The 14033-nt window shown below is 71.1% G+C and carries 13 protein-coding genes; 6 read left to right on the top strand and 7 right to left on the bottom strand.

Annotated elements, in window-relative coordinates; genetic code table 11:
• Window position 1: 1 nt before the first annotated feature.
• From NR792_RS13220 to NR792_RS13205, 4 genes are all read right to left on the bottom strand, one after another.
• A complete protein-coding gene (locus NR792_RS13220) occupies window positions 2–1891 on the bottom strand; it encodes a 2Fe-2S iron-sulfur cluster-binding protein (RefSeq protein ID WP_375760403.1) in 1890 nt (629 codons plus the stop codon).
• A complete protein-coding gene (gene nuoD / locus NR792_RS13215; RefSeq protein ID WP_375760402.1) occupies window positions 1888–3147 on the bottom strand; it encodes an NADH dehydrogenase (quinone) subunit D in 1260 nt (419 codons plus the stop codon). The genes NR792_RS13220 and nuoD overlap by 4 nt, the downstream gene beginning before the upstream one ends.
• A gap of 13 nt (window positions 3148–3160) precedes the next feature.
• The gene (locus NR792_RS13210) at window positions 3161–3679 is read right to left on the bottom strand and encodes an NADH-quinone oxidoreductase subunit C (protein ID WP_120527536.1); all 519 of its coding nucleotides are present in this window, start codon (window positions 3677–3679) and stop codon (window positions 3161–3163) included.
• Window positions 3680–3852: 173 nt separating this feature from the next.
• Window positions 3853–5127 (bottom strand): adenylate/guanylate cyclase domain-containing protein, encoded by a 1275-nt coding sequence (locus tag NR792_RS13205; protein ID WP_375760401.1) that lies wholly within the window; start codon window positions 5125–5127, stop codon window positions 3853–3855.
• Between the two features lie 157 nt (window positions 5128–5284).
• On the opposite strand from NR792_RS13205, the gene NR792_RS13200 reads away from it, so the two are divergent.
• Both NR792_RS13200 and NR792_RS13195 read left to right on the top strand, forming a co-directional pair.
• Window positions 5285–7363: a sulfatase-like hydrolase/transferase gene (locus tag NR792_RS13200; RefSeq protein WP_375760400.1), complete on the top strand. Its 2079-nt coding sequence runs from the start codon at window positions 5285–5287 to the stop codon at window positions 7361–7363.
• Window positions 7350–7826 (top strand): PaaI family thioesterase, encoded by a 477-nt coding sequence (locus tag NR792_RS13195; RefSeq protein WP_375760399.1) that lies wholly within the window; start codon window positions 7350–7352, stop codon window positions 7824–7826. The genes NR792_RS13200 and NR792_RS13195 overlap by 14 nt, the downstream gene beginning before the upstream one ends.
• An 83-nt stretch (window positions 7827–7909) precedes the next feature.
• On the opposite strand, the gene NR792_RS13190 is transcribed toward NR792_RS13195, so the two are convergent.
• Together NR792_RS13190 and NR792_RS13185 are read right to left on the bottom strand one after the other, a co-directional pair.
• Complete coding sequence (locus NR792_RS13190; RefSeq protein ID WP_120528387.1) at window positions 7910–8473, bottom strand: NADH-quinone oxidoreductase subunit B; 564 nt, start codon at window positions 8471–8473, stop codon at window positions 7910–7912.
• Window positions 8474–8482: 9 nt separating this feature from the next.
• Window positions 8483–8851 carry an NADH-quinone oxidoreductase subunit A gene (locus tag NR792_RS13185; RefSeq protein WP_014398096.1) on the bottom strand — a complete coding sequence of 123 codons (369 nt, stop codon included), beginning with the start codon at window positions 8849–8851 and terminating at the stop codon, window positions 8483–8485.
• A gap of 258 nt (window positions 8852–9109) precedes the next feature.
• Here NR792_RS13185 and NR792_RS13180 point away from each other — a divergent pair, with 258 nt between their 5' ends.
• Window positions 9110–10654, top strand: a complete 1545-nt coding sequence (locus NR792_RS13180) for a methyl-accepting chemotaxis protein (protein WP_375760398.1) — start codon at window positions 9110–9112, stop codon at window positions 10652–10654.
• 1 nt (window position 10655) lies between these two features.
• Here NR792_RS13180 and NR792_RS13175 read toward each other — a convergent pair whose 3' ends face one another.
• Window positions 10656–11486, bottom strand: coding sequence for a PHP domain-containing protein (locus tag NR792_RS13175; protein ID WP_375760397.1), 831 nt, complete (start codon window positions 11484–11486; stop codon window positions 10656–10658).
• A gap of 196 nt (window positions 11487–11682) precedes the next feature.
• Here NR792_RS13175 and NR792_RS13170 point away from each other — a divergent pair, with 196 nt between their 5' ends.
• From NR792_RS13170 to NR792_RS13160, 3 genes are all read left to right on the top strand, one after another.
• Window positions 11683–12906 (top strand): deoxyhypusine synthase family protein, encoded by a 1224-nt coding sequence (locus tag NR792_RS13170; RefSeq protein WP_207056078.1) that lies wholly within the window; start codon window positions 11683–11685, stop codon window positions 12904–12906.
• Between the two features lie 44 nt (window positions 12907–12950).
• Window positions 12951–13379, top strand: coding sequence for an OsmC family protein (locus NR792_RS13165; RefSeq protein WP_375760396.1), 429 nt, complete (start codon window positions 12951–12953; stop codon window positions 13377–13379).
• Window positions 13380–13502: 123 nt separating this feature from the next.
• On the top strand, window positions 13503–14030 hold the full coding sequence (locus NR792_RS13160) for a hypothetical protein (RefSeq protein WP_375760395.1): 528 nt from the start codon (window positions 13503–13505) through the stop codon (window positions 14028–14030).
• Window positions 14031–14033: the final 3 nt, after the last annotated feature.

Raw genomic sequence — 14033 nt, 5'->3', positions numbered from 1 at the left:
GTCAGATGCCCCTCACGCGCGGCGCGCCGAACTCACGGTAGCCCGGCGGACGGCCGTCGGCCCCCGACGGCAGCGGATTGATGCCCGGCTTCTCCCGGTCCGGCGGAGAGGCCTTGTCCCAGTTGAACTCGGCGAACTCGGACACCTTGCCCGAGAGCGCCCGCCACACGTCGCGCGCGGACGCCGCGGCGGCCTCGCCGCCCAGCTCACGCGTCAGCTCCGTGGCCCACTTCCAGTGCGGCACCGCGTCACCCTTGGAGGGGTACGCCTTGCGGAAGCGCTGGGTGATGCCGTCCGCTTGCGTGAACGTGCCCTCGTCCTCGATGTGCGCGGCGGCCGGCAGCAGCACCGTGGCCTGCGCCGTCACCGGGGACTCGTTCTGCGCCTGGGCGACGAACACCTCCAGCTTCGCGGCGGCTTCCGCGAAGGCGGCCGCGTCCACGGGGACTTCCGTGCCCACCGCGTAGAGCGCCTTCACCTGGCCCGCGTTGATGGCGGGGGTGAGCTCCTCGAAGCCCTTGAGCGTCAGCCCCAGGCCCTTGGCGATGAGCGTCAGGCCCTGGCGGTTGGGGTTCTTGTCCGCCGTCATCAGGTAGTGGTCGGCCTTGCCCTGCGGCCGGCCGCCCACGAACACGGACGTCACGCCCAGCACCGTCTTCGCGAACGTCAGGCCCGCGAGCAGGTCCTCGTTGGACGCGACCGGTGAGGCCAGCACCGCGAGCTGCTTGGAGCCCGCGAGCGGCTTGAGCGCCTTGGCCGCGCCGGCCACCGCGTCCTTGCGCCCGACGGCCGGCTGCACCGTGCCGGGAGCCTGGAGCCCGCGGCCCACGCGGGCGGTGAGCACGCGGCCCACGTTCAGGTCCTTGTACGACAGGCGGCCCTGGTCGCACATCCAGCTCTTGTTGATGGCCTCGTTCTCACGCGGCCGGTAGCGGTAGGTGTCCTGGGACATCCAGTCGCCGTAGATGTTGCAGCCGCGCGAGCAGCCCGTGCAGACGGACGGCGTGGCGGACAGGAACCAGGCGCGCGCCTTGAAGCGGAAGTCGCGGGAGAGCAGCGCGCCCACCGGGCACACGTCCACGGTGTTGAGCGAGTAGTTGCTGTCCAACTCGTTGCCCGGGAACACGTCGATGCGCTCGTGGCTGCCGCGGCCGAAGACGCCCAGCTGCGGCTCCTTCGGGATCTCGTTCATGAAGCGGACGCAGCGCGTGCAGATGATGCAGCGCTCCTGGTCCAGCACCACGCGGGGCCCCAGCACCTTGCGCTTGTGCTTGAGGGCCTTGCTGCCCTCCAGGCGCGAGGGCTTGTAGTTGTACTTCATGTAGTAGTCCTGCAGCTTGCACTCACCGGCCTGGTCGCAGATGGAGCAGTCGACCGGGTGGTTGAGCAGCAGGAACTCCATCACCGCGCGCTGCTGCTCCTTGACCTTGGGGGTCGTGGTCTTGATGACCTGACCCTCGGCCATGGGCGTCTGGCAGGCGGGGACGAGCTTGGGCGCGTTGGACGCCTCGATGAGGCAGATGCGGCAGTTGGCCGCGATGGAGAGGCGCGGGTGGTAGCAGTAGTAGGGGATCTCCGAGCCGACCGTCTTGGCCGCCTCGATCATGTTGGTCCCCGGCTTCACCACGACTTCCCGGCCGTCGATGACCGCCGTCACGAAGCCCGGGTTCTTGGGCTGCGGCTTGGGCGGAGGGCCGCCGGCGGGCGCCGCCGGCTTGGGCGGAGGCGTGCCGGTGGGGCCGCTGTGCGCCGCGGGCGGGGAGTCCAGCTTCGCGCCGGCGGGCGGGTTGGACGGCTCCGGGCCAATCTTGGCCGCGGGCGTGTCGGTGGGCGCGCCCTTGGGGGGCGTCTGCGCGTCACCGGTGGGCTTCTTCGTGTCGTTGTCGCTCACTGCTCGACCTCGCCGCCGATCATGTTGATGGTGTCAAAGGTGGGAACGAGGTCCGCGAGCATCTTGCCCTGGATGATGTGCGGCAGCGCCGACAGCACCGGGAAGCCCGGGGCGCGCACGTGGACCTTGTACGGACGGCCGCGGCCGTCGCTCACCAGGTACCAGCCGAGCTCTCCGTTGGAGGCCTCGGTGGCGTCATAGACTTCACCGGGGGGCACCTGGATGCCCTCCATCACCAGCTTGAAGTGCGCCATCACGCCTTCGATGGTGCCGTACACCTCCGGCTTGGGCGGCAGCGCGATGCGCCAGTCGTCCACGATGATGGGGCCGGCGGGGATGGTGGCCAGGGCCTGCCGGAGGATCTTGATGGACTGCCGCATCTCCTCCAGGCGCACGAGGTAGCGGTCGTAGTTGTCGCCGTGCTGGCCCACCACCACGTCGAAGTCGAAGCGGTCGTAGACCCAGTACGGCTGCACCTTGCGCAGGTCGTGGTCCACGCCGCACGCGCGCAGCGCGGGGCCCGTCCACCCGTAGTCGATGGCGTCCTCGGCGGTGATGATGCCGGTGCCCTTGGTGCGGTCCACGAAGATGCGGTTGCGCGTGAGCAGCCCGTCCATCTCCACGAGCAGCTCTTCGGTGCGGTCCAGCGTCTTGAGGACCTTCTCCGACCAGCCCTCGGGCAGGTCGCGGTTGATGCCACCCACGCGGCCGAAGCTGGTGGTGAGGCGCGCGCCGGTGAGCTCCGTGACGCGGTCCTGGATGAGCTCGCGGGCCTCCATGCCGTAGAGGAACGGCGCGAAGCCGCCCATCTCCAGGCCGGTGGCGCCCACGCACGTCAGGTGGTCCGTCAGCCGGTGCAGCTCGCTGCCGATGACGCGGATGTACTGGGCGCGCTCCGGGATCTCCAGGCCGATGAGCTTCTCCACGGCGTTGAGGAACCCGAAGTTGTTCATCATCGCGGACAGGTAGTTGAGCCGGTCCGTGTACGGCAGGCACTGCGTCCAGGTGACGTTCTCGCAGCTCTTCTGGAAGCCGCGGTGGAGGAAGCCGATCTCCGGGTCGATCTTGACGATGGTCTCGCCCTCGAGCGCCACCTTCAGCCGCACGGTGCCGTGCGTGGCCGGGTGGGAGGGGCCCATGTTGATGACCATGTGCTTCGCTTCGAGGTGCGACTCGAGCTCCGACTCCTCGTGGGCGAACCCGTCGGTGTCGGGGTTGTGGGGCTTCTGCGCGTCGATGTTGTGGCTGTCGGACATGGGGAGGTCTCGATCAGGCGACGCCGCTGGTGCCGGGGCCGCGGAAGATGTCCTTGATGGGGCGCTCGGGGATCAGCGGCTGGCGGTCGCGCAGCGCGTAGTCCTTGCGCAGGGGGTGGCCCTGGAACTCGTCGTACAGGAGGATGCGGCGCAGGTCCGGGTGGTCCGTGAAGCGGATGCCGTAGAAGTCGAACACCAGCCGCTCCCACCAGTTGGCGCCGCGGTACAGCGGCGTGAGGGAGGGGACTTCCGGGCGGGTCTCCGTCACGCGCACCTTCAGGCGCACGTGCTCCTTCCGCTTGAGCGAATAGAGGAAGTAGACGACCTCGAAGCGCGGATCACTCTCCGCCAGGTGCAGGCGGTCCACGGCGTCCGCGGAGCCGAACAGCTTGAAGTCCAGCTCGGGGTCCATCTTCAGGAAGGTGGCGACTTTCGGCAGCCACTCCGCATGGATGACGGCCCAGGCTCCGCCAGCGCGGTCGACATAGCGCTCCGCGACCGCCTCGGGAAACTGGGCGGCGACCCGGTCCAACGCGAAAATGCTCAAGGGGGGCCTCGATCTACGACAGAGGAAACCGCGGCTTTATAAGGACCGTTCGCGTGAGGCGTCAACGTAAACCCTCAACCATGTAGGCCACTTAGGTGGTCCAGTAGCCCGGCATCGCGCTCCGCCCCCTGCCTGCCTGGGCACGGGGGCCGGAAAGCTCAGGCCGCCACGTCCGGACCCAGCACCGGAGCGTCCTCGGAGGGCAGGGGGACGAAGGTCACCACCGGCTGGCTCTTGCCCGCGACGAGCGCGGTGGGGGCGGGGGCCCAGCGGAAGGCCTCACCCGCCTGCTCGCGGGTCGCCTGGGAGACGAGCACCGGCACCCCGAAGCCCTTGGTCAGCCGCTCGATGCGGTTGGCCAGGTTCACCGTGTCGCCAATGGCCGTGTACTCCAGGCGCCGGAACGGCGAGCCGATGTTGCCTAGCACCACCGGCCCGGAGTGGACACCCACGCCCATGCGCAGGCCGGGCTGACCCCGGGCGGCGCGCTCGGCGTTGACGGCCTCCAGCTCGCGCACCATGTCCAGCGCGCACCGGGTGGCGCTCCGGGCGTGGTGGGCGTCCGGCAGCGGAGCGCCGAAGTACACCATCAGTGCGTCCCCGATGAACTTGTCGAGCGTCCCGCCGTGGCGGAACACCACCTCGACCATGCGGCCGTAGTACTCGTTGAGGATGGTGACCACCTCCTCGGGGGGCAGCCGTTCGCTCAGCGAGGTGAAGTCGCGCACGTCCGCGAAGAGCACGGACACCTCGCGCAGCTCCGCGGCGGGGGAGTCCATGTCCTGGAGGCGCTCGGCGACGGCGGGGGAGAAGTAGCGGCCCAGGCGGGCGCGCTGGAGCTCCTCCTGGGTGACGGCGGCGGACAGCAGGCGGATGCGCTGGAGGAGCCGGGACGCGCCCGCGGCCGTCATGGCCAGCATCACCGCGCCGGCCACCTGGGCACCCCCGCCGATGGAGGCCTCCCGCTGGAGCGCCACCTCCGCGAGGATGGCGATGAGCGTGACGAGCTGGGTGACGGGCCGGCGCAGGCTCAGCGCGGACAGGAGGACCAGCGCCGCGAAGATGCCCAGCGTGAAGCCGGCCACGCCGCCCGGAGAGGGGGACACCGGCAGCGCCAGGTGCTGGAGCCAGTAGACGGCGGGCACGTCCACGAACGCGACGGACAGCGACGCCCAGCGGGCGATGCGCGTGGAGGCCGTCACCGCCACGGCCACGACGGTGGTGCACACGAGGTACAGCGCGAAGGGCGCCAGGTACACGTCCCAGTCGTGCAGCCCGCGCACCCGGCCCAGGTACACGGCCATGGTGAACAGCACGCCCACCGCGCCCAGCCGGACCCACGCCAGGTGCCGTCCATTGGACTGGCGCTCCACGTCGAGCGCGCGGCGCACGGACTCCTGCAGGGTGTCGCTGGGCGTGGCGCTGGAGGACATGGGGGTGGGCCTCCCGGGCCGAGGGAGGCATCGGTCAGGAACGGTCCGGGGGCATCTTGCACGGACCGTGCACCCGGCGCACGTCGAGGACTCCCCGGAAGCCCGGTGGTACACAGAGTTGGCGCCTCCATGCCCGGCCGGGGTAGACGCTGGAGGCATGTCCGTGCGGTCCGTCGCCTCCTTCCTCCGTGCCGCTTCGGGGCGTCTGGCCCTGGGCGCCCTGCTGGGGTTGTTGCTCTTCGCCGCCGAGACGGCCTGGCTGCTCAAGGCGGGCGTGGTGGGCGTGGACATCCCGCTGGATGGCCCCTACGCGGCGCTGGCGGCGGCGGTCCGGCCGCTGCTGCCCGGCGTCATCCTGCGCGTGGCCGCCGTGTACGTCGTCGCGGGCGGGCTCTTGGGGCTCGCCGCGGCGGTGCTGGCCCGGGCCTGGACGCGGCGGGGCGGGCGGCTGTCGCTGGCGGTGACGGTGCCCCACTGGGTGGCGCTGCTGCTGCTCTGGGCCTGGGACCGGGCGCTGGCGAGGCCCGCGCTCTTCGACGACCTGCCGGCGGTGCGGCCGGTGCTGGCGTGGCTGGTGGATCACGGCGAGCCCTGGCAGGCGCGCGCGGCGGCCGGGGCGTGGGTGGCGGTCCATCTGGCCGTGCTGGCGGTGCGCGGGGTTCAGGGCCTGCGCCGGCTCGTGGCCTCCGGTGGCCCCGAGGCCCGGCGGGTGGAGCGCGTCTCCGGGGCGGTGGTGGTGGGCGTCGTCGTGGTGCTGGCGGTGGCGCTGACGGTGCGGCGCCCGGGGCCTTCCGTGCGGCAGCCGCTGGTGGTGCTCATCGGCATCGACGCGTTCCGGCCGGACCGGCTGGGCGCGACGGGGCACGGGGTGGCGCCCCACGTCGAGCGCTTCCTCCAGGACGCCACGCTCTTCACCCGCGCGTACACGCCGGTGGCGCAGACGGAGCCCGCGTGGCGCTCGCTGCTCACGGCGCGGTGGCCGTACCGCACGGGCGTGCGCTACCCGCTGACGTCCGACGCGCGGCTCGTGCTGGCGCCCACCTTCGCGCAGCGCTTCGCGGACGCCGGATGGCGCACGGTGTTCGCCACGGACTGCTCGCGCTTCCACTTCGAGGGGCCGGCCTCCGGCTTCGCCACGCGCTGGCAGCCTCCGCGCGGCGCGCTCAACTTCGCGCTGGAGAAGCTGCGCTACCGGGCGCTGGGCCTCTTCGCGGACAACCCGGCGGGCGCCGCGTGGGTGCCCGAGTTCATCGACAACCGCGCGCTGGCCGGCATCCATGACCCCATGGGCTATGCGCGGCGGCTGTCGGACGGGCTGCTGGCGGAGGCAGGGGAGGGGCCGCTGCTCTTCGCCTTCCACGCCACGGCGGCGCACTTCCCGGGCGACCCCGTGTATCCGTTCTATCGCCGCTACGTGTCCGCGTCCGAGCCGCTGGAGCGCCGGCTGCGCATGCACTTCGCCCCGGTGGCGCCGGGCGCGAAGGGCGCGTGGAACCGCGAGGGCGCGGAAGGGCTCTACGACGAACTGCTCGCGCAGGCGGACGCGCAGGTGGGGACGCTGCTGGACGCGCTGCGGGCCTCCGGGCGCTACGACGACGCGACCATCGTGCTGATGTCCGACCACGGCGAGAGCTTCCACGCGGACCGGCCGGACCTGGCGGGCGCGACGTCCGTGCACGGCGCGCGGCTGGGCGACGAGGAGAACCGCATCCTGCTCGCGGTGAAGCCGCCCGGCGGCCGTGGCATGGGCCCCGCCCAGGTGGACGCGCTGGCGCGGCTGGTGGACGTGGGCCCCACGCTGCTGGAGCTGTCCGGCCTGTCCGCGCTGCCGGAGGCGGACGGCGCGTCGCTCGGGCCGCTCTTGCGCGGAGAGGCGCGTCCGCACGCGCCGCTGTACGCGGAGACGGGCTACACGCACGTGAGCCCGGAGGTCTTCGACCCGGGCCACTGGCCGGGCGCGCCGCGCACCTTCGACGCGTACCGCCTGCGCCCGGACGGCGTGGTGGAGATGGGCGACGACGCGGACGCGGCGGTGCTGCGCGAGAAGGACACCGGCGCCTTCGACGGCCAGCGCTGGGTGGTGGACCGGCCGCAGGCGGACGGCAGCGTGCGGCGCACCTGCACGGGGGACTGTGAAGGGGCGGACGCGCGAGCGCTGGCGGACTGGCTGGATGACGCTCGGGAGCGCGCGCCGGAGGCGGCCTCACGTAGAGTCGCCGGCCATGTCGACGACTGAAACAGCCCCCGGCCTCCAGGAGACGTACGCCCCCCACAACGCCTGCTTCGGGTGTGGCCCGGCCAACCCGAAGGGGCTGCGCATCCGCAGCCGCGTGGAGGGTGACCTCGTCGTCGCGGACTGGACGCCCGAGGAGCACCACCAGGCGTTCCCGGGCGTGCTCAACGGCGGCATCATCGGCGCGCTGCTGGACTGCCACTGCAACTGGACGGCGGCGTACCACCTGATGAAGGCGCAGGGCGCGGCCACCCCGCCGTGCACCGTCACCGCTGACTACGCCATCGTGCTCAAGCGCCCCACGCCCATGAGCGGCCCCGTGCACCTGTCCGCGAAGCCCGTGGACATCCAGGGGGACCGCGTCGTCGTGGAGGGCACCCTCACCGCCAACGGCAAGGTGACGGCCACCTGCCGGGGCACCTTCGTCGCGGTGAAGGAAGGCCACCCCGCGTACCACCGCTGGTAGGCCCGGGAACGCCTCGGGCCCCGTCACCGGCCTCTTCGTGAGAGGCGGCGCGGGGCCCGTGGGGTGAAGCAGGAGCGGTGTGACTACTTGCCGGCTTCGAGCATGCGGGCGTGGTGCGCCGCGGTCTCGTTGGGCTGGCCGGGGTCACGCAGCCGGTGCACCTGGTTGCCGATCTTGTCCTGCAGCAGCATCAGGCCGTCCAGCACCTGCTCCGGACGCGGCGGGCAGCCGGGGATGTAGACGTCCACCGGGATGATGCGGTCGATGCCCTGGAGCACCGCGTAGTTGTCGTAGAAGCCGCCCGAGGACGCGCACACGCCGAAGGCCACGACCCACTTGGGCTCGGTCATCTGCTCGTAGACGCGCTTGAGGATGGGGGCCTGCTTCAGGTTGATGGTGCCCACCACCATCAGCAGGTCCGCCTGGCGCGGCGAGAAGCGGGGGAACTCCGCGCCGAAGCGCGAGATGTCGTGCCGGCTGGCGGCCACGGACATGTACTCCATGCCGCAGCACGCGGTGGCGTACGGGTAGGTGAACAGCGAGTACTTGCGGGCCCAGCCCAGGCCCTTGGACACCAGCTTCTGGAAGAAGCCCGTGGCCTCCTCCCGGCGGGTGGTCATGATCGGAGCGATGTCGGTGTCAGCCATGGAATTGTCTCAGCTCTCCCAGTCGAGAGCGCCCTTCTTCCAGACATAGATAAGGCCCACGACCAGGGTCGACGCGAAAACCAGCATCTCCACGTAGCCGAACCAGCCGAGCGCCTGGAAGTTCACCGCCCAGGGGTACAGGAACACCGCTTCCACGTCGAACACGATGAAGAGCAGCGCGATGACGTAGAACTTCACGGCGAAGCGCTGGCGAGCGGGACCGCTCGACTCGGAGCCTGCTTCGAAGGGGGCCGACTTGGTGCTGCTCGGGCGCTTGGGGCCCAGCCGGGTGGTGACCTGGGGGATGATCATCCCGAGGACGCCGGCCAGCAGGAGCACCACCGCCATCGGCAGGTACGGTGCGAGGGGTGTAGTCATCGGGCGCGGACCCTAACGACACCGCTGGCGTCGTGTCAAAGGGAAATACCCCCGCCCAGGGCGCGCCAACCCCTTGAGAAGACGGCCGAAATGCCGGGCCCATCAGCCGCCCTCATCCGCCGGGCCCACGCCGCCCGGACGCCTGCCCGGACACGGGCGGTGGATCACCCCGGGGCCGGTTTGACGCTGTGGGGAGCGCACGCCTAGCGTCAGCGGGCTGTCCCGTTGTTTCCGCTCATCGCCTGGGGAGTCGTCGACATGTGGGGCCGGCTGACCTTGCGGATGCAGGTGGCGATCGCGGTGCTGATCCCGTGCCTCGCGGTGGTGTTCTTCACCGGGGTGTACTTCCCCGCCCGGCAGCAGGCCGCGGGCATGGAGGTCCTGGCCGGGCGGGCCGTGACGTTGGGGACGCTGGTGGTCCGCCACCCCTCGCTCGCGCTGCCGGACAGCGCCCCGGACGCCCGCGCGCGGCGCGACGAGGTGTTCTCCCAGGTGGAGTCCGGGGGCTTCACGCTCAACTTCCAGGAGCTGACCCGCGCGGACGGCACGGTGGTGGCCGTGCGCGGCCAGGTGCCGGAAGGGCCCACCGTGCCGAAGGAGGTCAAGCCGGGGGCGTGCACGGTGGCGCGGCTGACGGACCAGGTCGTGGTGCGCTGCGAGAGCGACGGCCGCGTGTACCGCGCGGGCTTCGGCACGCACGAGGTGAAGGCCGCGCTGGCGGCGACGGAGGGCTACTCGCTCATGGGCTACCTGGGCGCCGCGGTGCTGGGCCTGGGGCTGGCGGTCATCATCAGCCGTGCCATCGCGGACCCCGTGTCGCGCGTCACGCAGGTGGCGCGCGAGGTGGCCCGGGGCGACGTGTTCCGGGGCGAGCTGGACGTGTCCGCCGCCGGTGAGGTGCGGCAGATGGCCACCTCCTTCAACGAGATGCTGGGCACCCTGCGCGCCACGGTGATGGAGCTCGTCACGCGCACCGAGCAGCTGTCCAGCGCGTCCCGTGGCCTGATGGGCGCCTCCGCGGATCAGGAGCACGTCATCAGCCAGCAGGCCGCGTACGCGCAGCAGATCGCCGCCACGTTCGAGGAGCTCTCCCGCACCGCCGAGCAGATCTCCTCCTCCACGGAGGTGGTGGAGTCCAGCGCGCGGCGCACCCATGACGCCGTCGCGGAGGCCATGGCGGTGGTGGCCCAGGTGGTGGGCGGCATCAGCGACATCCGCACGGAGTCCAAGGGCGTGGCGGACGCCATCGTGGGGCTGAACAAGGACCTGCAGCAGGTCTCCAAGATCGCCCAGGTCATCAACCAGGTGGCGGAGCGCAGCGACCTGCTGGCGCTCAACGCGGCGCTGGAGGGCACCAAGGCGGGCGACGTGGGCCGGGGCTTCTCCCTGGTGGCCGCGGAGATGCGCAAGCTGGCGGAGAACGTGTCCGTGTCCGCGCGCGACATCGCCCGCATCGTGGAGAAGGTGCAGGACTCCGGCGAGGAGGCCGCGTCCAAGGCCCGCGTGGGCATGGCGACGAGCGACCGCGGCGTGGAGGTGGCCGAGCAGGCCTCCGCCGTCTTCCTGCGCATCGTGGAGCTGGCGCGCGGCACCAGCGAGGCGGCGCGGCAAATCACCATCGCCACCCGCCAGCAGCGTCAGTCCAGCGAGCAGGCCGTGCAGGGGGCTCGCAACGTGGCGGACCTGGTGAAGCAGGGCGTGGACGCCACCGGCCGCACCACGCGCATCGCCCAGGACCTCCAGTCCGTGGCCGAGGGGCTCACCGCCGTCACGAGCCGCTTCAAGGCCCAGCCTCGGTCCTGATTCAGACCGGCTGCGACGACGGCGCGCGGGCACGCAGCTTCTGGAACAGCTCCAGGGGCATGGCCGCGACGCCCAGGCGGTGGTCGGGCGCCACCGCCTCGCCGTGGAAGTCGCTGCCGAAGGTGGGCACCAGGTCGAACTCCGCCGCGAGCGCCAGGTACTTCTGCCGCACGGTGGGGTTGTGGTCCACGCTGAGCACCTCCAGGCCGGACAGCCCGGCCTTCGCCAGCGCTTGAATCTCCGGGCGCTCCATCTTGGAGGAGCCGGGGTGGGCGAGCGTCGCGGTGCCGCCCGCGTTGCGGATGAGCCGGATGGCCTCCGCGCCGTCCAGCTTGAAGCGCTCCACCCACGCCGCGCGGCCCGTGCCCAGGAAGCGGTCGAACGCGGCCTTCATGTCCAGGCACCAGCCCTGGTCCACCAGCACCCGCGCCAGGTGGGGCCGCCCCAGCTGCGCGTCCCCGGCCACCTTGCGCACCTGCTCCATGCGCACCGGGAAGCCCAGGTTGCGCAGGCGGGCCACCATCGCCTCCATGCGCCGGGTGCGCTCGTCCCGCAGCCGGTCCGCGAAGCGCGCGAGGTCCGGGTCCTCCGGGCGCAGGAAGTGGCCCAGGATGTGGGCCTCCTTGCCGTACACGAAGGCGGACAGCTCGATGCCGGGCACGAGCTCCAGGCCGTGGGCCTGAGCCGCCTGCCTTGCCTCCTGGAGGCCCGCCACCGTGTCGTGGTCCGTCACCGCCAGGACGGTGACCCCCGCGGCGGCGGCGCGCGCCACCAGCTCCGAGGGCGGGTACTGGCCGTCACTGGCGGTGGTGTGCGAATGCAGGTCGATCACGGCTGGGGGACCCTCCGGAGGGCGGCGAGGCGGGCACTCTTACGCCATGTCCCCATGGGAAGGGGCCGGAAGAGCGGGCCCTGTGTGAATCCGCACGGCACGGGGTTTCTTCCTGTCGGGTGGCGACCCCTTGGGGAGGGGCAGGGCTGAAGGCGGGCCTCCCCTTGGCAGGCGGGCGGTGTTAGATCGCCGCGCCATGGCCAAGACCCCGACCCCGAAGAAGTCCTCCCTTCGCGCCGCCTACGCGAACGCGCGCAAGGCGGATCCGCGCCCCATCACCGGCAAGGAGAAGCCGGCGGAGCTGCTCGCGCACGCGTTCAGCGCCTACGTGGGCCGGCAGGAGCGCACCGCGTTCGAGCTGATGCAGCAGTCCGTGCAGCAGGACGCGTCCATCTTCCTCACGCTGTCGGGCGCCATGACGCCCGCGGGCCTGCACCAGTCCTGCCTCATCCCCCTGGTGGAGAAGGGCATCATCTCCGCCATCACCACCACGGGCGCCAACCTCTACCACGACGCCCACCGCATCATCGGCCACGGCATCCGCGAGGTGAACCCCAACGCAGGCGACCTCCAGTACCGCCTGGCGCGCATCATCCGCATCTACGACCTGGGCTTCTGGGAGGAGGCGCTGCTCGACACCGACCGCCTCTTCTCCGCCATCCTCCGCCAGCCGGAGTTCCAGAAGAAGATGACCACGCCGGAGTTCCACTACCTCCTGGGCAAGGCCATCCACGGCATCGAGAAGCAGCTGGGCGTGAAGCAGCCGTCGCTCCTGTCCACCTGCTACAAGCACGGCGTGCCCATCTGGGTGGGCGCCGTGCAGGACGGCTCCATCTTCCTCAACGTCGTGAAGCTCAAGCGCCTCTTGGGGGACGAGTTCAAGTTCGAGCTCGACATCAACGACGACGTCTATTCCATGGCCGCCATGCAGCACTACTGCCGCCACCATGGCAGCGGGAAGCTGGCCATCTGGATCCTGGGCGGCGGCGTGCCCAAGAACTACACGCTCCAGGGCGAGCCGCTGCTCGACCAGATTTTGAACGTCCCCACGTCGGGCTTCGACATCGACGTGCAGTTCTGCGTGGACCCGGTGGACAACGGCGCCTTGTCCAGCTGCCCGGCCGGTGAGGGCCACACCTGGGGCAAGGTGTCCGTGGAGGCGGTGGAGACGGGCTCCATGTACGTGCACTGCGACGTGACGGCGGTGTTCCCGTGGCTCACGCACGCGCTGTTCAGCGAACCCAAGAACAAGCGCAAGCCCATGCGCCTGATGGACAAGATGGGCGACGCGGTGAAGTTCCTGGACGCGGACGTCAAGAAGCGCAGCAAGTCGCTGATGAAGACGCTGGACTGGAGCGTCGAGGACGCCGAGCCCTCCTCCGAAGAGGACGCGAAGGCCCACGACAGCTTCGTGCGTTGAGAGCGCAGTCCTTTCCCAGGCCTCAAGTCCCAAAGGAGACGGTGATGAGTCAGCAGCCCGCGACGGGTGTGGTGATGTCCCTGGTGAGTGCCCCCCAGCTGAAGACGCAGGTCACGCACGGCCCGTCCGGCGCGACGCTGCCCACGGAGGCGCCGAAGGACAACGGCGGCACCGGCGGCAGCTTCTCCCCCACGGACCTGGTGGCCACGGCGCTGGCGTCCTGTGTCGTGACGACCATGCACCTGATGGCCGGCAAGGAGGGCATCACCCTGGGCGAGGTGCGCGCGACGGTGGAGAAGCGGATGACCCCGCCGCCGCGCAAGATTGGGGAGCTGGTGCTGTCCATCCTGATGCCGTCCGGCCTCACCCAGGAGCACCGCGCGATGCTGGAGAAGATCGCCCACGAGTGTCCCGTGGCGCGCAGCCTCCACCCGGACGTGAAGGTGACGGCGTCGTTCGGCTATCCGGACTGAAGCGGCCGTGCCGGGGCTCGGATGGCCGTCTGCCCTCCGAGCCCCGCTGGCTGCATGCGACAAGCGGCCGCCGTGCCCACCCTCGTGAAGTCCGTTTGATGCCTCGGGGGAGGGGCACTCGACATGAACGTGAAGCGACTGGGCATCTACCTCAACGACCATCTGCTGGGCTCCACCGTGGGCGTGGACCTCGCGAAGCGGACCGAGCGCGAGAACCGCAGCAACCCCGTGGGCCAGTACCTGGGCACGCTCGTCCCCCTGCTGGAGCAGGACCGCGCCACGCTGCTGGCGGTGATGTCCGCCCTGGAGGTGCGGGTGGATCCGCTCAAGGTCGGCGGCGCGTGGATCACGGAGAAGCTGTCGCGGCTGAAGCTCAACGGCTCGCTCTTGCGCTACTCACCCCTGAGCCGGCTGGTGGAACTGGAGGGGCTGTGCGTGGGCTCCCACGGGCGCGTGTCCCTGTGGCGGAGCCTGGCGCTGGTGGCCGCGAAGGATCCGCGCCTGGCGCGGTTCGACTTCGGGTTCCTCGCGGACCGCGCCGACGGGCAGCTGGAGACGCTCCAGACGCTGCGGCTGCGCGCGACGCAGGCCGCGTTCAGCGACACGTCCGTCGAGACCGGCGAACAGGCACCGGTCCCGACGGAGGCGTGATTC

The organism is Corallococcus exercitus (assembly GCF_042231735.1).
Lineage (GTDB): Bacteria > Myxococcota > Myxococcia > Myxococcales > Myxococcaceae > Corallococcus > Corallococcus exercitus_B.
This window is presented reverse-complemented; position numbering and strand designations above follow the sequence as displayed.

What these genes read in the sequence shown, in the direction of transcription:
- nuoD (WP_375760402.1), bottom strand. Translation starts at nt 3,147, where the DNA reads ATGTCCGACAGCCACAACATCGACGCGCAGAAGCCCCACAACCCCGAC.
- NR792_RS13205 (WP_375760401.1), bottom strand. Translation starts at nt 5,127, where the DNA reads ATGTCCTCCAGCGCCACGCCCAGCGACACCCTGCAGGAGTCCGTGCGC.
- NR792_RS13200 (WP_375760400.1), top strand. Translation starts at nt 5,285, where the DNA reads ATGTCCGTGCGGTCCGTCGCCTCCTTCCTCCGTGCCGCTTCGGGGCGT.
- NR792_RS13195 (WP_375760399.1), top strand. Translation starts at nt 7,350, where the DNA reads ATGTCGACGACTGAAACAGCCCCCGGCCTCCAGGAGACGTACGCCCCC.
- NR792_RS13190 (WP_120528387.1), bottom strand. Translation starts at nt 8,473, where the DNA reads ATGGCTGACACCGACATCGCTCCGATCATGACCACCCGCCGGGAGGAG.
- NR792_RS13185 (WP_014398096.1), bottom strand. Translation starts at nt 8,851, where the DNA reads ATGACTACACCCCTCGCACCGTACCTGCCGATGGCGGTGGTGCTCCTG.
- NR792_RS13180 (WP_375760398.1), top strand. Translation starts at nt 9,110, where the DNA reads ATGTGGGGCCGGCTGACCTTGCGGATGCAGGTGGCGATCGCGGTGCTG.
- NR792_RS13170 (WP_207056078.1), top strand. Translation starts at nt 11,683, where the DNA reads ATGGCCAAGACCCCGACCCCGAAGAAGTCCTCCCTTCGCGCCGCCTAC.
- NR792_RS13165 (WP_375760396.1), top strand. Translation starts at nt 12,951, where the DNA reads ATGAGTCAGCAGCCCGCGACGGGTGTGGTGATGTCCCTGGTGAGTGCC.
- NR792_RS13160 (WP_375760395.1), top strand. Translation starts at nt 13,503, where the DNA reads ATGAACGTGAAGCGACTGGGCATCTACCTCAACGACCATCTGCTGGGC.